The following is a 19,981-nucleotide window of genomic DNA, read 5'->3' on the forward strand; positions in this document are numbered from 1 at the left end:
CTCCTAATGTCCGAGATAGGCTTCGATCACGGCGGGGTTCTTTCGGACCTCGTCGGGTCGTCCCATTGCCAGCACTTTGCCTTCCGCCATCACCATCACGCGCGAGCACAGCGACATCACGAATTCCATGTTGTGCTCGATCACGACGAAGGTGGCGTTCTTCTCGCAGTTGATCGCGACCAGCCGCTCCTTCAGGTCCGCCAGCATCGACGGGTTGACGCCGCCGGCGGGCTCGTCGAGCAGCACCAGCCGCGGTCCGCCCATGAAGGCCATGGCGGCGTCGAGCAGCTTCTGCTGGCCGTAGGACAAACCGCCGGCCGGCTCGTCGGCAAGATGATCGAGCTTGAAGAAGCCGATCATCTGGTTGGCGGCCTCCGTCAGGCCGGCATCGGAGCGGCCGACCAGCCGCGAGGCCATGCTGCCCTGGTGCTCCTGTCCTGCGAGGATCAGGTTCTCGCGCACCGAGAGTTTTGGGAAAACCTGCAGGAGCTGGAAGGTGCGGCTGACCCCGAGCTTGTTGAGCTCGGCGGGTCGCAGGCCCGTGACGACCTTGCCGTCGAGCTTGACCTCGCCGCCGCTCGGCGTGAGCTGGCCGAGGATGCAGTTGAACAGGGTCGACTTGCCGCAGCCGTTCGGTCCGATCAGGCCAAGGATCTCGCCCTCGCGGACGTCGAAAGAGACGCCGCCGACGGCGCTGATGCCGCCAAAATTCTTCTTGATGTCGGAGACTTCGAGGACCGCGCTCATTGCACTGTCTCCAGCCGGGACTTTGCGACGGCGCGCTGGGCCGAGGCCGCCTTGGTTCGGCGCTCGGCGAGATAGCGGTCGAGGATTCCCAAAATGCCGGTCGGCGACCAGATCAGCAGCCCCATCACCGCGATCGCGTACAGCATCAGATAATAGCCCTCGGTGAAGCGCAGCCATTCCGGCAGCAGCACCGCGATCATCGCGCCGAGGAACGGACCCAGGAAGAAGCCGGCGCCGCCGACGATCACCATCATCAGGAGGTCGAGCGAGAGCGACAGGTTGAACGGCACGGGATCGATATATTGCGTCAGCGGCGCATAGAGCGCGCCGGCGACGCCGCCGAGCGCAGAGCCGATCGCGAACGCCATCAGCGTATAGCGTCGCGTGTCGACGCCCAGCGACTGCGCCCGCAGCGGGTTTTCGCGCAGCGCCATGAAGGCGCGGCCCCAGGGCGAGCGGATCAGCCACCACACTGCAAGCGACACGATCGCGAGCGAGCCGAGACAGACATAGTAGAACGGCAGCGGCTTGTTGGTCGCGATGCCGAAGATGTGCGGGCGCGGAATGTTGGAGATGCCGTAGATGCCGCCGGTGAGCCAGCTCTCGTTGCGAAACACCAGGAAGGCCAGCGTGGAGAAGGCGAGCGTGACGAAGGCGAGGTAGTGGTGCTGCACCCGCAGCGCCGGATAGCCGAGCACCCAGCCGACCGCGAAGCTCAGGCCGATCGCGACGACGATCGCCGCCGGCAGCGGCCAGCCATGCGTGGTCATGATCGCTGCCACGTAAGCGCCGATGCCGACGAAGGCGCCCTGCGCCAGCGAGACCTGGCCCGCATAGCCAAGCGTGAGGTTGAGGCCCATCGCGGCGATGGCCATCACCGCCCATTGGCTCAGGATGAACAGGCCATAGCGGTTGAAGTTCATGGGGACTGCGATCAGCGCAGCGATGACGATGAGGCCGAACGCGATCTTGAGAGGTTTGGCGAAGCCTCTCATACTGTGCGCTCCTCGGCGCGGCCGAGCAGGCCCTGCGGCCGGAACAGGATGACGGCGATCAGGAAGATCATCGGCACGGCGGCGCGATACTGCGTCGAGACATAGGCGGCTGCGAGATTGTCGAGCACGCCGATCAGGAGGCCGCCTGCGATCGCGCCTCGCACCTGGTTGAAGCCGCCGATGATCGCGGCGATGAAGGCAGCCTGGCCCAGCACCTCGCCGGACGTGAATTTCGCGAGGTAGATCGGCGTGATCAACAGCGAGGCGAGCGCGACCAGGAACGCGTTGATCAGGAAGGTCAGGAGAATCATGCGCTCGACAGGGACGCCGATGATGCGCGCCACCGTCGGGTTCTGCGCCGCCGCCTGCATCTGGTGGCCGAGCGAGGTGCGGTCGAGAAGCGCAGTCAAGCCGAAGACGGCAAGGATGGCGAGGAGGAGAACGCCGATGCTTTGCAGCGAGACGGCATGGCCGAGGATGGAGATATCGCCGGTCGGCACGATCGAGGGGAAGGGTGAGGCTTCGGCGCTGAAGAACTGCTTGACGGCCTCCTTGAGGCCGATCGCGAGCGCCATGGTCGCGATCGCGAGCGGCAGCACGCCGTGGCGTAGCATCGGATCGACCAGTAGCATCTTGAAGGCGAGGCCGAGCAGGAGCATCGAGAGCAGGATGCCGAGGATGATCGCGAGCCAGAACGGCGCGCCGGCATGCATCGCCGCCAGCATCAGGAACGCCGGCAGCATCACGAACTCGCCCTGCGCGAAATTGATGGTCTGCGAAGTCTGCCACAGCAGCGTGAAGCCGACCGCGACCAGCGCATAGATCGCGCCGGTGGCAAGTCCCGCGACCAGAAGATCGAACAGATTGGACATTTTCCCCTCTCGGCGCTCGCGCTCTGTCTTCTCGCTCTCCCCGCTCTTCCTTTTCTCCCTCTCCCCGCGAAGGGCGGGGAGAGGGAGACGAAAGATCTCGCTCCGCATCCGCCTTCGCTAAACCTTCGGCGGACAGGCGCGGCGAGAGGCAAAGACCTCACTTCACCTTCGGCAGCACCTGCTTCACCACTTGCTTGCCTTCGACCACTTCCACCAGAAAGCTCTGGCGGTCGATGTCGCCGGTGTCGCTGAAGGTGACGTCCATCAGGATGCCCGGCTCGTCCGCGGCCTTAATGGTCAGGCCGTGCAGGGTGTCGGCGAACGCCTTCGAATCCACCTTCCCCATCTTGTCGGTGGTGGCCTTCACCATGTAGACCGCGAGATAGCCTTTCAGGCCGTTATGATCAGGCACGTAATTGTACTTCTTCGCGAACTTGTCACGAAACGCCTTGATCAGGTCGACCGGCGCATCGGTGGTGAGACCGACATGGCCACGCGCGCCGTTGGCGGCATCGCCCGCGAGCTCGATCACCTTCTGCCCGATCAGCGTGGTCTCGCCCATCAGCGGCGCGGTGACGCCCTGACGTTTCAGCTCCTTCAGGATACGTGCGCTCTCTTCCTCGTTCAAATAGACGAACACGGCATCGGGATTGGCGGCCTTGATCTTGCCGACGTCGGCGGCGAAATCGGCCTGACCTGCTTCGGTCGAGAGATCGGCGACCACCTTGGAGCCGAGCCGGTCGAGCTCCTTGACGACGACATCGCGACCGCCGCGGCCAAAATCGTTGTTGACCCAGACCACGGCGACCGACTTCGCCTTCATGTCGTCGTGAATGTATTTGGCGACCTTCGGCATCGACGATTGCTGGCCGAACGAGGTGCGGAACAGGAATTTGTTTCCGCCTTGCGTCAGCTCGGCGGCTTCGCCGCCCATGATCTGCGCGATGCCGGCTTCGGCCGCCAACGGCGCGGTCACCTTCACCGAGCCGGAATAGCCGGGTCCGAGCAGCACATAGGGCTCGGCGTCGAGCGCCTTTTGCACCTGCGCGCGCGCGACGCCGGGGTTGGATTGCGAATCCGCATGAGTGACTTCGAGCTTGCGGCCGAGCACGCCGCCCTTGGCGTTGATCTCCTCGATCGCGAGGTCGATGCCGTTTTTCCAGTTGGTGCCGACGGTGGCGCCGCCGCCGGACAACTCGGCGACGTCGGCGAGCTTGATCGCCTGGGCGTGGACGCTGGTTGCAGTCGCGAAGGCAAGCAGGGCGCCGGCCAGAATGGTCGATTTCATGGTCTCTCCTCCCATTTTTCGTTGATGTTGTGCGCGGCCTTGTGTCCGGCCGCTTCGGTTACGCTGCGTGATAGGCCGAGCTTCGTGCCGCCATCACCTCGTCGAATGCCTCTCCCATGATCTCGGTCGATGGGGCAAGACCCGTGAACAGTTCGAAAGCGTCGGCGGCCTGGTAGATCGCAAGCTCCCGGCCGGTCATGATCCGCGCGCCCTTGGCTTGGGCGGCCGCCAGCAGCGGCGTGATCAGCGGTGAGTAGACGGCGTCGGCGACCCACAGGTTTTGACGCAGCAGCGTCGGCGAGACCGGCGTTTCCCGGTTCGGCAGCATGCCGACCGGTGTGCCGTTGACGAGGCCGGTTGCGCCGTCGAGCGCATCCTCGACGCTTGCGGCGACCCTGGCGCCCCCCTGCTTGACGAGCAGCGCGGCGAGTTTTTCGGCGCGTGCCGGCTCGCTGTCGAAGATGCGGATGTCGGTCACGTCAAGGCTCGCCAGCGCAAAGGCGATCGCCTTGCCGACGCCGCCGGTGCCGATCACGGCCACCGCGTTGCCGGACGGCGCCAGCAGCGGCGCGACGGCGCGCGCAAAGCCGGTCGTGTCGGTGTTGTGGCCGGTCAGCCGTCCGTTCCTGACGACGACGGTGTTGACCGCCCCCATGGCGGCCGCACCCGGTGCCAGTTCATCGAGCAGCGGGACCACCGCCTCCTTGTAGGGAAAGGTGACGTTGACGCCGGCAAAGCCGAGGCGCCGCACGCCTTCCAGCATCAGCCGGAGCCCGGCCGTATCGGCGCCGGCCACTTCGATGAGCTGATAATGTCCGCGCAGGCCAAGCCCCTCCGCGGCGCGCTCATGCATGGCAGGGGAGGCGGAATGCGCGATGGGTGCGCCGATCAGGCCGGTCAGGAGCTTTTTGGATGCGGCGGGTCCGCGCTTTGACATGGTTCGCTATCGTCTCGTTGGGAGCGTTCGGTCCCGGCCATTAGCGGGGAAATCCGCCCAATTCCAAGGGGCTTCCCCTAGGAACGATAGTCTTTCCTCGGCCTAACACAATTACCCTTTTGTCCTGCAAACCTAACATAATGTTATCTCTTCCGCCCCCGTGCCGCCGCGGCCCTGCCTTTGCCCTGCGACGGCTCGACTGCGCGCATCTCCGCGCGCAGGGACTCGATGAAATACTCGACATGAAGCGACAGCGGCGCGCCGCGCTTCACCGCGATATAGGTCTCGAATCGCGTTGGCTCGGTGATCTTGATCAGCTCGATGCCGGGATAGCCGCCATGGGCCACCGTGAACTGGTCGATGACGGCGATGCCGAGCCCCGCCTTCACCAGCGCGCAGACCGTGGTGCCGAAGCGGGCGCGGATGGTGATGTTGTATGCGAGGCGGTGGCGCGCGAAGATCTCGGCCATGATCCGCCCGTAGGGATCGTTGGGATCAATGCCGATCAGCGGATAGCGCGTGATCTCGGCGGCGGAGACCTGCTTGCGGCCGGCGAGCTCGTGGCCCGGCGGCACGATGCAGTAGAGCTCGCCTGAGGCGAGCGGCATGAAGTCGAGCCCGGAATGCTCCAGGCGGTAGCTCATCGCCACGCACTCGCCGCGGCCGAGCATGAGGTAGTCGATGGCTTCCTCGAGCTTGAGGATGTTGATGTCGATGCCGAGATCCGGATAGCGCCGCCGGACCCGCTCGATCGCGCGCGGCACCATGACTTGCGAAATGCTCGGCACCGAGCCGATGCGCAATTCCGACAATCCGCCGCGTCCGATCTTGGAGATGATCTCGGAAAGGTCGTCGACCTTCTTGTAGACGCCGTTGATCTGCTCGAAGATGTTCTCGGCTTCCGGGGTGGGGAAATAGCGTCCGTTCTGGCGCTGGAAGAAGCGGATGCCGAGCGAGCGCTCGGTGTATTTGACGAGGCGGCTGATGCCCGGCGCCGAAACGTTCAGCAGCTTCGCCGCGCCGCCGATCGTGCCCGTCACCATCACGGCACGGATCACTTCAACCTGGCGCAGCGTCATCATGTCCTAGGCATCCAAAAGATAATCGTAGGCGGCGCTGCCTTCCCCTCTCCCCTTTGTGGGAGAGGGTGGATCACAGCGATAGAGCGAGACGGGTGAGGGGTTCTCTCCCGCGCGAGCCTCGCGCATTTGAACGCGTGGAAACAACCCCTCATCCGGCGCCATAGCCGATGCGAAGCATCGGCGTTTTGTTTTAAGAACGGCGGCCGAAGGCCGCCTATGCCACTTCTCCCACAAGGGGAGAAGGAAGGAAACATTCGCGTTCGGTTGTTCGGTTCAGAGGAAGGCATGGCACCGAACGGACCGTTCGTGCGCTCACAGCGATTGCGTGCTAGCTCGCCGGTCCGTCCGGCGAGGCGCTCTCTGCTGGCTTGCTGCGCTCGCTTTGCAGCACCCCGCGCGCGAACTCGATGATCTTCTGCTTGTTTGCCGTTTCGCGGACCGCGAAAAATACGCGGTTGAGTTCCAGGCCGAGCACGCTGTTGAGGGCGATGTCCTCGTCTTCCATCGTGGTTTCCCCGCTTCAGACATTGTAGGTGTATCTTGACGTCGCTTCTTCCACAAGTAGATTAAACCTTCTTGGTCAATGGGATACCGGGAAACTACGGAAACCGTGAATTGAGGCAGTGCCCAAAGACGTGCTATATCGCACAGCGAGGGTCAGGAAACGCACCGATGTCCGCCGTGGATTATGGCCGGGAAGCGCTCGACTTCATTGAGGGGCTAGGGGCCTATCGGAGGGTTCCGGACGCTATGAATGCGCTCGAAGGGGCCTTCGGGCGCTTCGGCTTTGAAACCATCATCGTGACAGGGTTGCCGAATCCCGACCAGCGGTTCGCACAGATGGTGCTCGCCAAGCGCTGGCCCGCGGAATGGTTCAGCCTCTACACCCAGAACAACTACGACCGCGTCGACCCCGTGGTGCGGATGTGCCGACAATCGGTCAACCCATTCGAGTGGTCGGAAGCGCCCTATGATGCCGAACTCGATCCGGGCGCGGCGGAGGTCATGAACCGCGCCGGCGATTTCCGCATGTCGCGCGGCTTCATCGTGCCGATCCACGGGCTCACCGGCTATGAAGCCGCCGTGTCGCTCGGCGGCATCCATCTCGATCTCAACGCCCGCAGCAAGCCGGCATTGCACCTGATGGCGATGTATGGCTTCGACCACATTCGCCGTCTGCTCGATCCGGCGCCGTATCCCTCGACGCGCCTCACTCCGCGCGAGCGCGAGGTGATCTCCTGGGCCTCACAGGGCAAATCGGCCTGGGAAATCGGCGAGATACTGCACATCACGCAGCGTACCGCCGAAGAGCATCTCGCGACCGCCGGGCGCAAGCTCGGAGCCGTGAACCGTACGCATGCGGTTGCACTGGCGATTCGCAACAAGATCATCAATCCCTAAGCGACGTACTGGGAAATTTCCCAATATCGAACCATTCTCTTTTCGCAGAGGGTGCCCTCCATTGAGGACGAATGGGGGCTTTCATGATTCACGCCATTTCTGCAGTAAATCGCCACCTTTACGAAGATGTACTCGATCAGCATTTCCGGCTGCGGCACGACATCTTCGTCGAAGAGCGGCGCTGGGAGACGCTGCGCAGGCCGGATTGTCGCGAGATCGATGCTTATGACGACGAGGACACAGTCTATCTGCTTGCGCTGGAGGGACGCCGTGTTATCGGCGGTCACCGGCTCTACCCGACCACCAAGCCTTCGATGATGAGCGAAGTCTTTCCGCATCTGGCATCGGTTCGCGGCTGTCCTTCGGATCCGCTGGTCTGGGAATGGTCGCGCTACTTCGTCGTGCGCGATCGCCGCGACGGCGCGCTCAACCTGCAACTGATGGCGGCGGTGCAGGAGTTCTGCCTCGGTCAGGGGATCGCGCAGGTCAGCGCGATCATGGAAACCTGGTGGTTGCCGCGCTTTCATGAGGCCGGCTTCGTCGTGACCCCGCTCGGCCTACCGGCTCTGGTGGAGAATGCGTGGACCATGGCGGCGACGATCGACATTCGTCGCGAGACGCTCGATGCCCTGCATGATCGCATCGGTGTGCCTTCTATCGTGCAACAGGACGGCCCGCGTCTGGACGCCGTCGCCCGTGCCAACCTCTGCGGCCTCGCTGCCGCGCAACGAAAGAGCGCCTGAGATGTCGAACATGATGCGGGACAGCCAGATCATGGCGCAGATCAAGGACGAAAATCTCGGCTACATGTCCGACATGGCGCTCGAACTCGCGCAGATGGCGGAAGACACCGGATTGGCGACGCTCGCCTATCTGTTCCGGATGGCGGCGCTGGAGGCCTCGACGGCCAATAGCGTGCTTGCCGAGCCGGATGACCTTCCCCGGCAGATGACGTCGCACTAGGCGGCTCCATCTACACGTTGCGACGAATTCACACCCTCTCTCCGGCAACGGAGGGAGGGTGATCCGTTTTGGGTGCGTCAGGTTGACCCATCCTGCGCGGCAGTCTTCTTGCAAGGCCGATTGCAGGGGCCAGGACCGATCGGATGCATCGGCATGCAACAAAGTGCATGTTGGGTGTCGAATCGCTCTTGCCTCGGAACGATACTGCCATTACCCATTTTTCCGCCTTGTAGAGGCAGGGGGAGCTCTTTCACTGATGGCGACCGTGTTCGAACATCGGCGCGAACCTGCGTGCGCCTGAAAGAGTTTTGATGCTGCTCGTCGTCGAACAGTTCTTGAACGGATTGCAGTTTGGCCTGCTGCTGTTCCTGCTCGCCGCCGGCCTGACGCTGGTGTTCGGGATCATGGATCTCGTCAACCTCGCGCACGGCTCGCTCTACATGATGGGCGCCTATTTCGCCGCGACCTTCGCAGCCTGGACCGGCAGCTTCCTGCTCGGCGCGCTGCTGGCGCTCGGCGCGACGCTCGTGCTCGGCATTGTGCTCGAGATGACCGCGCTGCGGCATCTCTATGGACGCGACCATCTCGACCATGTGCTCGCGACCTTCGGCCTGATCCTGTTCTTCAATGAAGCCGTGCGGCTGATCTGGGGGCCGGCCGGGCTTGCGCTGCCGCTGCCGGCCTGGCTCACCGTGCCGGTGCCGATCCTGCCGGGCATTCACTATCCCGCTTATCGCCTCGCCATCATCGTCGTGGCGCTGCTGGTTGCGCTGCTGCTCTATCTCGGCGTGATGCGCACCCGCATCGGCATGCTGATCCGGGCCGGCGCCTCCAACCGCGAGATGATCGGTGCGCTCGGCATCAACATCAAGCTGCTCTACACCCTGGTGTTCGGCCTCGGTGCCGCGCTCGCCGGCCTTGCCGGCTTGATGCAGGCGCCGATCCTCACCGTGCAGATCGGCATGGGCGAGAACATCCTGATTCTGGCCTTCGTTATCATCGTGATCGGCGGTATCGGTTCGATCCGCGGCGCGTTCCTGGCCGCGATCTTTGTCGGCATGATCGACACGCTCGGCCGCGCTTTCCTGCCCAATTTGTTGCGGCAGGTGCTGAGCGGCGCCGCGGCCTCCACCGCCGCGCCCGCGTTGTCGTCCATGCTGATCTATCTGCTGATGGCGATCGTGCTGGTGGTGCGTCCGGAGGGGCTGTTTCCGGCCAACCGCCGATGAAGACTTTCACTGTGAGCAAGGCCGTCACGGCTCTGATGCTGGCTGGTTTGGTGCTGCTGCCGCTGTATTCGCAACTGTCCGGCAACATCTTCATCCTGACGCTGTTCACCCGCGTCGTCATTCTGGCGCTGGCGGCCGCGAGCCTCAACCTCATCATGGGTTTTGGCGGCATGATGAGCTTTGGCCACGCCGCCTATCTCGGCATCGGCGGTTACGCGGTCGGCATGCTGGCGCAGGAAGGCGTGGGAAGCGGCTTCATCCAGTTTCCGGTCGCGCTCGCGGCCTCCGCGACTTACGCGCTGGTGATCGGCGCGCTCTCGCTTCGCACGCGTGGCGTTTACTTCATCATGATCACGCTCGCCTTCGCGCAGATGGCCTATTACGTCGCCTCGGGGCTGGCGCGTTATGGCGGCGATGACGGCCTCACCGTCTACAAGCGCAGCGACTTCTCCGGGCTGATCAATCTGTCGAACCGCACCCAGTTCTATTATCTCTGCCTCGCCTGCCTATTGGGCGTGGTCTTCCTGATCTGGCGCATCGCCAATTCGCGCTTCGGCCTCGTCCTGCAGGGCCTGCGCTCCAACGAGCAGCGCATGCAGGCGATCGGCTTTCCCTCGAAACGCTACCAGCTGGTCTGCTTCGTCATCTCGGGCATGATGTGCGGCCTTGCCGGCGCGCTGCTCGCCAACAACACCGATTTCGTCAGCCCGGCCGCGATGTACTGGACGCGTTCCGGCGACCTCATGGTGATGGTGATCCTCGGGGGCATGGGCACGCTGTTCGGTCCGGTCATCGGCGCCGTGGTGTATTTGCTGCTGGAAGAGTTCTTGTCGCAGCTCACCGAATACTGGGCGCTGATCATGGGCCCGATGCTGCTGCTGATCGTGCTGTTCGGCCGCGGCGGCATCATGGGCCTGCTCGGGAGGCTCCAACGTGGCTGAGCCGCTGCTCCGCGTTGACAAGCTGGTGCGCCGCTTCGGCGGCATCATTGCGACCGACAACGTCTCGCTCGACGTCGCGGCGGGTGAGCTGCACGCCATCATAGGCCCGAACGGCGCCGGCAAGACCACGCTGATCAGCCAGCTCACCGGGCATCTGGAGCCGCATTCCGGCAGCGTCTCGCTGGCGGGGCGCGACATCACCTATCTGCCGGCCTATCGCCGCTGCGCGTTGGGCCTGGCACGTTCGTTCCAGATCACTTCGCTGCTGCTCGATTTCACCGCCGCCGACAATGTTGCGCTCGCGGCGCAAGCGCATGCCGGCACCTCGTTTCGCTTCTTCGCCGATGCACGCAAGGAGAAGGGCCTGCGCGATGCCGCGCATGCCGCGCTCGACCGCGTCGGTCTCGCCCATCGTGCCGATGTCCTGGTGTCTAGGCTCAGTCATGGCGAGCGTCGCCAGATCGAGCTGGCCGTGGCGCTGGCAAGCAAGCCGAAACTTTTGCTGCTCGACGAGCCGATGGCCGGCCTCGGCGTCACCGAGTCCCAGCGCATGGTGCAGCTGCTCCAGGAACTGCGGAAAGAGGTCTCGATCGTGCTGGTCGAGCACGACATGCCGGCGGTGTTTGCGCTGGCCGACCGTATCTCGGTGCTGGTCTATGGCCGCGTCATCGCCTCCGGCGATCCGGCCGCGATCAGGGCGAACGAGGACGTCAAGCGCGCCTATCTCGGCGAGGCGCATGTGGTGACGCACCATGGCTGAAAAAGGGATGGGTGACACGCTGCTCGAGGTCGACGGCATCGAGACCTGCTACGGCCTGTCCCAGGTGCTGTTCGGCCTGTCGCTGTCGGTCAAATCAGGCGAGATGGTCTCGCTGATGGGCCGCAACGGCATGGGCAAGACCACGACCATCCGCTCCATCATGGGCCTGACGCCGGCGCGCGCAGGCAGCATCCGCTTTGCGGGCTCGGAAGTGCGGACGCAGCCGTCCTACAGGATCGCGCAACTCGGAGTCGGCCTCGTCCCCGAGGGGCGGCAGATCTTCCCGAACCTCACAGTGCGCGAAAACCTGGTCGCGGCCGCCGCCGATCGTTTCGACAGCAGCAATCCCTGGACGCTGGCGGCGATCTACGTGATGTTTCCGCGCCTCGCCGAGCGCGCCTCCAACATGGGCAACCAGCTCTCCGGGGGCGAGCAACAGATGCTCGCGATCGGCCGCGCGCTGATGACCAACCCGAAGCTCCTCATCCTGGATGAAGCCACCGAAGGCCTGGCGCCGCTGATCCGCGAAGAGATCTGGAGCTGCCTGTCGCTGCTCAAGAGCCGGGGACAGTCGATCCTGGTCGTCGACAAGAACGTCGACCACCTGGCCCGCATCTGCGACCGCCACACCATCATCGAGCGCGGCAAGACGGTGTGGAGTGGCACCTCCGACGAACTGATGGCCGAGCCGGATCTGCAGCACAAATATCTGGGGATTTGAGGCGGCGGCGAGGTGAGGGACGGTACGCGTGGCCGCTCACCCGGTGTCGTCCTGGCGAACGCCAGGACCCATACCGCGAGGTCTGTCCATTGTGGACGGTATCAGTACCGGAGGAAGAATCTTCGCCAAACCCCTTCCCCGGGGTAATGCGTCCTGGCTTTCGCCAGGACGACATTGGCAATCACCAGTAAATCCCATGCCGATGCAGTTCGCGGATCACGCGCGCCTCGGTGGATGGCTGGCGGCGCTTCGGCTTGGTCGTCTCGGTCGTGCTGGCCACCGGTGCACCAGTGGACTGAGTTGCAGCCGGAGCGCTCGCGGTTGTCGTGGCAGTCGCTGCCGGAGGCGCTAAAGTCGGGCTAGTGGTCGCCGTCTGGACATTCGCCGGCGGGGTTGCCGTCGGGGCCTGCGTCGTCTGCGGTGCGGCTGTCGGCGAGGCCGGTTGCTCGGCGGCCGGTTGGCTTGCGTTGGTCGCCGCAAGACTCAAACTGCGTGCACCGCCGGCATGTGCTTGTGTTGCGAACAGCGAGAGCGCTGCGATCAGGATCAGCTTTCGCATGGAAATCCCCATTATCTGGTCAATCCGGCTTACCTATTGGCGTCTGACTGGCCCATCAGCGCGCCAGCCGATGCGCGCCGATTTCGATCAGAGTGGTCCGGCAGGACAGGCGATAGATCAGGCTGAACAATTCACCCCACATGACCGAACTCCGTTGTTGATCACTGGACAAAGGTTAACCCCGGTGTTTTTCCGGCGGTTTTCGGCACGTGACGAAAATGGTTTCGTCGGACCGCGACCTGATGTCGCCGGAACAGGTGGGACGAAGTCACCTCACGGGGGTGTGAGCATTGAGCCGCTGCGCCTCCACCTGCAAGGGAGGAGGTCAGAGGGAGCAGGTCAAAACACCTCGAAATATTCGCGGTGCTCCCAGTCGGTCACCTCGGACAGGAAGCGGTCGATCTCGGCATTCTTGATGTGGGTGTAATAATCGACGAACTCAGGCCCGAGCTTTTCGCGGAAGAACGGATCGTCCTTCAGTGCGCCGACCGCATCGCGCAACGACTTCGGCAAGAGCGGCGCCTTGGTTTCGTAGGGTGTGTCGGCCGACGGGCCGGGATCGAGCTTGCGATCGACGCCGTCCAGCCCTGAGAGGATCTGCGAGGCCATGTAGAGATAGGGATTGGCGGCGGGCTCGCCGATGCGGTTTTCCAGGCGCGTGGCGGCATCGCCGGCCGCTCCGAGCACGCGGATCATCACGCCGCGATTGTCGCGGCCCCAGATTGCGCGGTCCGGCGCCAGCGAATAGGAGCGGTAGCGCTTGTAGCCATTGATGGTCGGGGTGGTGAACACGGTCGACGCGCGGGCGTGGTCGAGCAGGCCCGCAAGCCAGGCGCGGCCGAACGCGCTGAGCGGCTCGCCGCCGTCTTTGGTCGTTTCCTGGGCCATGAACTGGTTCTCGCCGCTCGCGCGTGAGACCACCGATTGGTGCAGATGCCAGCCGCTCGCGAACAGGTTCGGCAGCTTCGGTCGGCACATGAAGGTGGCGTGATAGCCGTGGCGGTGCGCGATCTGCTTCACGGCGGAGCGAAACAGCACCATGTTGTCGGCGGGCTCCAGCCCCTTCTTCGGCGCGAAGGTGAACTCGCACTGGCTCGGCCCGAATTCGACCTCGACCGAGCGCAACGGCAATCCGAGCGCGACGATGTCACGCCGCAAGATCTCCAGCACCGGCTCCATCTGATCGAAGCGCTGCTCGGTGAGATATTGATAGCCGTGGCTGAGCAGGCTCACCGAGGGCGGCGTGCCGGGCTGGCCAGCGTCCTCGGGCCGCATATGCGGATCATCGAGCTTGAAGATGTGGAATTCGACCTCGAGGCCCGCCACGAAATCGTGGCCGCGGCTTGCGAGCTCGCCGAGCACCTTGCGATAGAGCCCGCGCGTCGCGAACGGCACGGGACGGCCGTCGTTGAAATAGAGGTCGCAGAGAACCCAGCCCGTGGTCGGTGCCCACGGCAAAACGCGAAACGTGGAGGGATCGGCGATCATCAGCACGTCGGCCGCGCCCTCCATCTCCTTCATGCCGAAGCCGCCGCCCGACGTGAACACCGGAAACACCGTGCGGTGCGAGGTGTCCTTGGCGAGCATGGTGGTGGTGATGGAGCAGCCGCTCTCCAGCGAAGCGATCGCCTCGGCCGCGACGATGGTCTTGCCGCGCAAAATGCCGTGCTGGTCCGGGAAGGCGAGGCGGATGACCTCGAGGTTCTTCTCCTCCACGATGCGGCGCATGCGTGTCGCCGCGTCGTTCTGCTCATCCGACCACAGCGCATGACGCGCGACGAAAGTCACTTTGCCACTCTCCCAACTGATGTAGGGTGGGCAAAGCGAAGCGTGCCCACCGCGTCTATCGTCTTCGTGGAAGCATGGTGGGCACGGCGCTTTGCGCCTTTGCCCACCCTACCGCTTCCGTGCACGAACGTCACTCCGCCGCCGTCAGCCGATGCACGTTGTCCGCGATCTCCTTCGGCACCGGCGCCGTCCACGGCGCGCCGCGGCGGCGCTTGACGTCGACTTCCATCCAGTAGATCTCCCAGCCTCGTGTCGGCCCGATGCCGTCCATGGTCGCCGGGCCCTGGATCGAACGTGCGGTGGCCTCGTCGAGATGCAGCATCGGCTTCTCGCCGCCTGCGACCTTCTCGATCTCCTGCCGCAGCAGGCGGCGGTATTGCACGATCGCCTTGTCGCTCGTGCCGAGGTGCTCCCGGGTGCGGTCCTGGATCGCGCCCATCGATTCCACCGCCCACTGGTCGTGGACGTTGATGTCGGTGCCCATGCCGGTATAGGTCGCCGTCTGCTGTTCGTGCGGATCGAAACCGTAATCGTTGGTCCTGTTCTTGCGGGATTTGTAGTCCGGCAGCTCATAGAGCTCGAGCCGCTGGTCGCGCATCTTCTTCTTGTTCACGGGGTTCGCGTAGCTCGTGAAGATCGCGTACCAGTAGCAGTTCTCGTCGTCGACCGGCACGTGCCACTGCGTGATCGTCATCTCCGTGCTCATGGGGATGACGAAGCCGTGCGGGAAGAGCTGGTTGGTGACGCGCACATGGGTGCGCTCCTCGTCGATCTCGCGCAGCGCGATCAGCCGCAGGCCGTATTCGGTGTGCTCGACATTGATGATCGGACGGTCGTACTCGCGCAAGATCTTCGTCATCGGCAGGTCGGAGCCTGCCGATGCGCCGCGGAACTGCTTGCCGTAGGCCGTGGACGTGTCCTCGTCCTCGAAGAAGCGATGCAGGTAGGAGGCGTGCGCGGGATCGATGCCGACTTCGAGCGCCTGCAGCCAGTTGCAGGCCATGTGCCCCTTGAACGCGAAGGTGTGCGTGCCGGGCGCGACGAAGCAGTCGAGCTCCGGAAAGGCCGGCGGCTCACCCTCGCCGAGATAAGCCCAGAGGATGCCGCTCTTCTCCACCACGGGATAAGAGCGCTGACGAATGTTCTGGCAGAGCTTTGAGTCCTTCGGCTCCGCCGGGGTTTCAATGCATTGCCCGGTGGCGTCGAACAGCCAGCCATGGAAGGCGCAGCGCAGGCCGCCATGCTCGAGCCGTCCGAACGCGAGATCGGCGCCGCGATGCGCGCAGTGCCGATCGATCAGCCCGTAGCGTCCGGTCTCGTCGCGGAATAGCACCAGATTTTCGCCGAGCAATCTGACGGGGCGGATCGGACGATCGCCGTCGAGCTCGTCCACCAGCGCCGCCGGCTGCCAGTAGCTTCGCATCAGCTTCCCGCAGGGGTCCTTTGGACCGGTGCGGGTGATCAGGTCGTTCTGCTCCTGGCTCATCATGGCGAGTGCATCCTTTGTGGAGTGGCGTTTGTTCGCCTATTGAACGAATGGGCGAATTATGACATGCCTTGGTCTGGCAGCAAGCACTATTTTGCAGGATCCCGACACCCATGCCCAAGCTGAAGCGAAGCGAGAGCGACGAACGCGCGACGGATTTCGTCGAGAGCCTCGATCGCGGGCTGCGCCTGTTGCAATGCTTCGGCACCACGGCTGGACCGATGACACTCAGCGATCTCGCCCGTGCCGCTGAGCTTCCACGCGCCACCGCGCGGCGCATGCTGTTCACGCTCCAGCGCGGCGGCTTCGTCAGCGGCGACGGAAAACTGTTCTCGCTGACGCCGCATGTGCTGACGCTGGCGGCGTCGTATCTGCGCTCCAGCCAGCTCGTCACGGTCCTGCAGCCGGTGCTCGACCGCGTTGCGACAGCGGCCAACGAAATCTCCTCGCTCGCGGTGCTCGACGGCGATGAGGTCGTGTTCGTCGCACGCAGCAGTCCGACGCGGATGTTCTCAGGCGGATTGGAGATCGGCTATCGGCTTCCGGCGTTCTGCACCTCGGTCGGGCGCGCCATGCTCGGGCAGCTCGATGATGCCGAGCTTGCTGCGCGCCTGAAAGCGATGAAGCGCGAGGCGCTGACGCCGCAGACGGTGACCGATGCAAAGGCGCTGCTCGCACGCATCGCCGCCGACCGCACCCAAAACTATTCGCTGGTGGACCGCGAGGCCGAGCCGCATTTCCGCTCGATCTCAGTCCCGGTGCGTCGTTATGACGATGTCATCGTCGCCGCCATCAACATGGGCGCTCATGTTGACCGGGTGCCGGCCAAGGAGTTGATCGAGCGATTTTTGCCGCTGTTGCGCGAGGGCGCGGAGGCGGTGCGGTCGCAACTCTTGTAGCCCGGGTGAGCGAAGCGATACCCGGGAAAGTCATCGTGAAGACCCGGATGTCGCTTCGCTCATCCGGGCTACGCGCCTGTGCAAAAATCACGACCGGTTGCGCATCCAGTCGGCGAGGCCCGATATCGCACGATCGAGATCCTGTCGCGCAGCGCTATCCGTCACCGTCTCTTCCAGCGCGCCGCGCATGCAGAGCATCCACGCGTCGCGCTCGGTATCGCCGATGCCAAAGCCGATGTGGCGCTGGCGCAGCCGCGGGTGGCCCTTCTCGACCGAATACAGTTTCGGGCCACCGGTCCATTCGGTGAGATAGCGCTTCAGCACATCCCTGATGAGGCCGAGGTCGTCCGCATGCATTGCGCGAATGATCTTCGCCTCCGGCAGCGTATCCATCCGCTCGTAGAAGCGATCGACCAACAGGTCGATCGTGGCGCTGCCGCCGATCCGCTCGAACATGGAGATTGCGACGTCGCTGTCGGTCATGGGAGTTCGGACCTACAGCGCCACGCTGCGCAGCCCGAAGCTGCGTGCTTCGTTCTGCAGCACCGGCCGCACCGCATCAACCAGGCGCGCCGCGGCGGCATCGACGGACAGTCCTGCCGTGTCCACCACCGCCGTCGCGCGCGCATATAGCGGCTCGCGGCTCAAGAGGATGTTGCGCAGCTCCGCCATGGCGGAGCGGTCGTCGGCCATCGGACGCAGATCGCCCTGGCGGCGGACGCGGGCCATGTGCTCCTCGGGCTCGGCCTTCAACCAGATCGTGTAGAACGACGACAGGATCTGGTCGAACGTCAGGGGCTCCGAGACGATGCCGCCGCCGGTCGCCAGCACCATCAGCTCGTTGCGCGCGAGCAGCTGCTGCAGTGCCGCCTGCTCCATGCGGCGAAAGCCTTCCTGGCCGTAGAGCGCGATGATCTCGGCGACCGAGAGCCCGTTCTGCTGCTCGACCTCCTTGTTGAGCTCGACAAAACTCCAGCCGACCTTCTTCGCCAGCATCCGGCCGAGCGTGGATTTGCCGGCGCCGCGCAGGCCGATCAGCGCGATGCCGCAGAACGGCGCGCGCCGCGGCGCGGAGGCGCTGCCGCCCGCGAGCAAATCCTTGGCTTGCGCGATCTGACTTGGCGTCGCCTTGCGCAGGAGATCGCGAAACATCTGCCAGTCCGGGGTCGGATCGACCGAGGGAAGCAGGTCCTCGAGATGCGCGCCCATCGCGTCGGAGACGCGGCGCAGCAGCACGATGGAGACATTGCCCTTGCCGCTTTCGAGCTGCGCGATGTAGCGCTCCGATATTCCTGATACCTTGGCGAGCACCTTGCGCGACATGCCGCGCAGCGCGCGCGTGGTGCGCACGCGCTGGCCGAGCTGTTCGAGAAATCGGGATTCGGCGTCGGGACTGTCGGTCATGGACTACGGATCATGGGCCTGCTTGAGCGGATGTCTTCTTTTAAGGAGGTCCTGCGGCGCGTATTAATGAAACATAGTGCCTGCTGGCATTGACAGCAAGCCAATGCGGTGTCTTTCTATGAATTATAATTCTAAATTCAGGGGAGAAGTCCGTGAGCGAGGGATCCTATAACGCGGTGACCTGGCTGCTCGACCGAAACGTCGAGGAGGGACGCGGCAACAAGCTCGCCTTCGACGACACCGTCTCACGGCTCACCTATGGCGAGCTCCAGCGCGAAACGCGGTGCGCCGCCAACATGCTGCGCCGGCTCGGTGTTCGCCGCGAAGAGCGCGTGGCCATGATCATGCTGGATACTGTCGACTTCCCGATTGTGTTCCTGGGCGCGATCCGCGCCGGCGTCGTTCCGGTGCCGCTCAACACGCTGCTGACATCGGATCAATACGCCTACATCCTCGCCGATTGCCGTGCGCGCGTGTTGTTCGTCTCGGAAGCGCTCTATCCCGTCATCAAGGACGTCGTCGGCCGCATGCCGGATCTCGAGCATGTCGTGGTCTCCGGCGCCAAGCAGAATGGTCACAAGCAGCTCGCCGAGGAGATTGCGGACGAGAGCGACCGGTTCACGACCGCTGCGACACATCCGGATGAGCCGGCGTTCTGGCTCTATTCGTCAGGGTCGACGGGCATGCCCAAGGGCGTGCGGCATATCCATTCGAATCTCCAGGCAACTGCGGACACCTACGCCAAACAGGTGCTCGGCATTCGCGAGAGCGACGTCTGCCTTTCCGCGGCAAAGCTGTTCTTCGCTTATGGTCTCGGCAATGCGTTGACCTTTCCGATGTCGGTCGGCGCCACGGTCGTGCTCAACAGCGAGCGCCCGACGCCCGCCCGCATGTTCGACCTGATGAACCGCTACAACCCCTCGATCTTCTACGGCGTGCCGACCTTGTTCGCGGCGATGCTCAACGACGAGAGCATGAAGAGCGAGCGTGGCGGCAAGAATTTGCGCATCTGCACCTCCGCCGGCGAGGCGCTGCCGGAATCCGTCGGCAACAGCTGGAAGGCGCGCTTCAGCGTCGACATTCTCGACGGCGTCGGCTCGACCGAGCTGTTGCACATCTTCCTGTCGAATGCGCCCGGCGACATCAAATACGGCTGCTCCGGCAAGCCGGTGCCGGGCTATGCGGTGCGGCTGGTCAACGAAGCCGGACAGGATGTTGCCGACGGCGAAGTCGGCGAGCTCCTGGTCGATGCGCCCTCCGCCGGCGAGGGCTACTGGAACCAGCGCCACAAGAGCCGCCGCACGTTCGAAGGACCGTGGACCCGCACCGGCGACAAATATGTCAGGGATGCCGAGGGCCGCTACACCTTCTGCGGTCGCGCCGACGACATGTTCAAGGTCTCCGGCATCTGGGTCTCGCCCTTCGAGGTCGAGAGCGCGCTGATCACGCATCCCGCCGTGCTGGAAGCTGCCGTCGTGCCCGAAGCCGATCCGGAGGGACTGCTGAAGCCGAAGGCCTTTGTCGTGCTGCGCCCCGGCGCGACGACGACGGGCCTGCAGGAGATGCTCAAGGACCACGTCAAGCAGAAAATCGGCCCGTGGAAATATCCGCGCTGGATCGACGTGGTGGACTCGCTGCCGAAGACGGCGACGGGAAAGATCCAGCGGTTCAAGCTGCGGGACGGGACGAATTGAGTGCGTGGATGTCTTGCGTTTCTGTCGCGCCGAATCTCGCTGCGCTCCCTTGTGGGGGTGGGGGAGGGCGGGGAGAGGGGTGGCCCAGGAAGCGGTGTTCGTCGTCACGCGCCAGATGTTCTTCGTCACGCCCGGAATCCCCGTGTGGCACCCCTCTCCCTAGCCCTCCCCCCACAAGGGGGAGGGAACGACTGAACCAGCGGCCGCGTCTCGTT

The 19,981-nt window shown here is 64.2% G+C and carries 21 protein-coding genes; 9 read left to right on the plus strand and 12 right to left on the minus strand.

Translation table 11 applies throughout. From position 1 onward, the window contains the following. Positions 1-3: 3 nt before the first annotated feature. The 7 genes from AC0L3A_RS24570 to AC0L3A_RS24600 all read right to left on the minus strand — a co-directional run bounded on the left by AC0L3A_RS24570 (position 4) and on the right by AC0L3A_RS24600 (position 6,426). Positions 4-747: an ABC transporter ATP-binding protein gene (locus tag AC0L3A_RS24570; RefSeq protein ID WP_007597944.1), complete on the minus strand. Its 744-nt coding sequence runs from the start codon at positions 745-747 to the stop codon at positions 4-6. Continuing rightward, positions 744-1,742, minus strand: coding sequence for a branched-chain amino acid ABC transporter permease (locus AC0L3A_RS24575; protein WP_473255364.1), 999 nt, complete (start codon positions 1,740-1,742; stop codon positions 744-746). The genes AC0L3A_RS24570 and AC0L3A_RS24575 overlap by 4 nt, the downstream gene beginning before the upstream one ends. Next, entirely contained in the window at positions 1,739-2,614 is an 876-nt protein-coding gene (locus AC0L3A_RS24580) for a branched-chain amino acid ABC transporter permease (RefSeq protein WP_354127029.1), read from the minus strand. The genes AC0L3A_RS24575 and AC0L3A_RS24580 overlap by 4 nt, the downstream gene beginning before the upstream one ends. 157 nt (positions 2,615-2,771) lie before the next feature. Continuing rightward, a complete protein-coding gene (locus AC0L3A_RS24585) occupies positions 2,772-3,902 on the minus strand; it encodes an ABC transporter substrate-binding protein (RefSeq protein ID WP_007597937.1) in 1,131 nt (376 codons plus the stop codon). A gap of 58 nt (positions 3,903-3,960) precedes the next feature. Beyond that, positions 3,961-4,839: a shikimate dehydrogenase gene (locus AC0L3A_RS24590; protein ID WP_007597935.1), complete on the minus strand. Its 879-nt coding sequence runs from the start codon at positions 4,837-4,839 to the stop codon at positions 3,961-3,963. Between the two features lie 143 nt (positions 4,840-4,982). Then, positions 4,983-5,921: a LysR family transcriptional regulator gene (locus tag AC0L3A_RS24595; RefSeq protein ID WP_219679008.1), complete on the minus strand. Its 939-nt coding sequence runs from the start codon at positions 5,919-5,921 to the stop codon at positions 4,983-4,985. Positions 5,922-6,249: 328 nt separating this feature from the next. Beyond that, on the minus strand, positions 6,250-6,426 hold the full coding sequence (locus tag AC0L3A_RS24600; protein ID WP_007597932.1) for a hypothetical protein: 177 nt from the start codon (positions 6,424-6,426) through the stop codon (positions 6,250-6,252). A gap of 167 nt (positions 6,427-6,593) precedes the next feature. Between AC0L3A_RS24600 and AC0L3A_RS24605 the strand changes: the two genes are divergently transcribed. The 7 genes from AC0L3A_RS24605 to AC0L3A_RS24635 all read left to right on the plus strand — a co-directional run bounded on the left by AC0L3A_RS24605 (position 6,594) and on the right by AC0L3A_RS24635 (position 11,936). Beyond that, on the plus strand, positions 6,594-7,322 hold the full coding sequence (locus tag AC0L3A_RS24605) for a helix-turn-helix transcriptional regulator (RefSeq protein ID WP_007597931.1): 729 nt from the start codon (positions 6,594-6,596) through the stop codon (positions 7,320-7,322). 83 nt (positions 7,323-7,405) lie between these two features. Then, positions 7,406-8,065 (plus strand): acyl-homoserine-lactone synthase, encoded by a 660-nt coding sequence (locus AC0L3A_RS24610; protein WP_354200159.1) that lies wholly within the window; start codon positions 7,406-7,408, stop codon positions 8,063-8,065. A gap of 1 nt (position 8,066) precedes the next feature. After that, complete coding sequence (locus AC0L3A_RS24615; RefSeq protein ID WP_027514447.1) at positions 8,067-8,285, plus strand: hypothetical protein; 219 nt, start codon at positions 8,067-8,069, stop codon at positions 8,283-8,285. Between the two features lie 311 nt (positions 8,286-8,596). Continuing rightward, positions 8,597-9,514 (plus strand): branched-chain amino acid ABC transporter permease, encoded by a 918-nt coding sequence (locus AC0L3A_RS24620; RefSeq protein ID WP_007615745.1) that lies wholly within the window; start codon positions 8,597-8,599, stop codon positions 9,512-9,514. Beyond that, on the plus strand, positions 9,511-10,455 hold the full coding sequence (locus AC0L3A_RS24625; protein WP_473255365.1) for a branched-chain amino acid ABC transporter permease: 945 nt from the start codon (positions 9,511-9,513) through the stop codon (positions 10,453-10,455). Before AC0L3A_RS24620 ends, AC0L3A_RS24625 begins: the two co-directional genes overlap by 4 nt. Beyond that, a complete protein-coding gene (locus AC0L3A_RS24630; protein WP_354127025.1) occupies positions 10,448-11,215 on the plus strand; it encodes an ABC transporter ATP-binding protein in 768 nt (255 codons plus the stop codon). Before AC0L3A_RS24625 ends, AC0L3A_RS24630 begins: the two co-directional genes overlap by 8 nt. Continuing rightward, on the plus strand, positions 11,208-11,936 hold the full coding sequence (locus tag AC0L3A_RS24635; protein ID WP_354127024.1) for an ABC transporter ATP-binding protein: 729 nt from the start codon (positions 11,208-11,210) through the stop codon (positions 11,934-11,936). Before AC0L3A_RS24630 ends, AC0L3A_RS24635 begins: the two co-directional genes overlap by 8 nt. Before the next feature lie 181 nt (positions 11,937-12,117). Here AC0L3A_RS24635 and AC0L3A_RS24640 read toward each other — a convergent pair whose 3' ends face one another. From AC0L3A_RS24640 to AC0L3A_RS24650, 3 genes are all read right to left on the minus strand, one after another. Beyond that, complete coding sequence (locus AC0L3A_RS24640) at positions 12,118-12,495, minus strand: hypothetical protein (protein WP_354127023.1); 378 nt, start codon at positions 12,493-12,495, stop codon at positions 12,118-12,120. 339 nt (positions 12,496-12,834) lie between these two features. Continuing rightward, entirely contained in the window at positions 12,835-14,283 is a 1,449-nt protein-coding gene (locus AC0L3A_RS24645) for a glutamine synthetase family protein (RefSeq protein WP_354127022.1), read from the minus strand. Between the two features lie 130 nt (positions 14,284-14,413). Further along, on the minus strand, positions 14,414-15,772 hold the full coding sequence (locus tag AC0L3A_RS24650) for an aromatic ring-hydroxylating dioxygenase subunit alpha (protein WP_354127021.1): 1,359 nt from the start codon (positions 15,770-15,772) through the stop codon (positions 14,414-14,416). A 110-nt stretch (positions 15,773-15,882) separates the two neighbouring features. Here AC0L3A_RS24650 and AC0L3A_RS24655 point away from each other — a divergent pair, with 110 nt between their 5' ends. Further along, positions 15,883-16,668, plus strand: a complete 786-nt coding sequence (locus AC0L3A_RS24655) for an IclR family transcriptional regulator domain-containing protein (protein WP_354127020.1) — start codon at positions 15,883-15,885, stop codon at positions 16,666-16,668. An 87-nt stretch (positions 16,669-16,755) separates the two neighbouring features. Here the strand turns inward: AC0L3A_RS24655 and AC0L3A_RS24660 are convergent, their stop codons facing one another. Then, the gene (locus AC0L3A_RS24660; protein ID WP_219679028.1) at positions 16,756-17,151 is read right to left on the minus strand and encodes a group II truncated hemoglobin; all 396 of its coding nucleotides are present in this window, start codon (positions 17,149-17,151) and stop codon (positions 16,756-16,758) included. Positions 17,152-17,163: 12 nt separating this feature from the next. Then, positions 17,164-18,072: a helix-turn-helix transcriptional regulator gene (locus AC0L3A_RS24665; protein ID WP_007597907.1), complete on the minus strand. Its 909-nt coding sequence runs from the start codon at positions 18,070-18,072 to the stop codon at positions 17,164-17,166. Between the two features lie 152 nt (positions 18,073-18,224). Between AC0L3A_RS24665 and AC0L3A_RS24670 the strand changes: the two genes are divergently transcribed. Next, the gene (locus AC0L3A_RS24670) at positions 18,225-19,766 is read left to right on the plus strand and encodes a benzoate-CoA ligase family protein (protein WP_219679030.1); all 1,542 of its coding nucleotides are present in this window, start codon (positions 18,225-18,227) and stop codon (positions 19,764-19,766) included. The last annotated feature ends 215 nt before the right edge of the window (positions 19,767-19,981 follow it).

Source organism: Bradyrhizobium sp. MI1.3 (assembly GCF_055811695.1).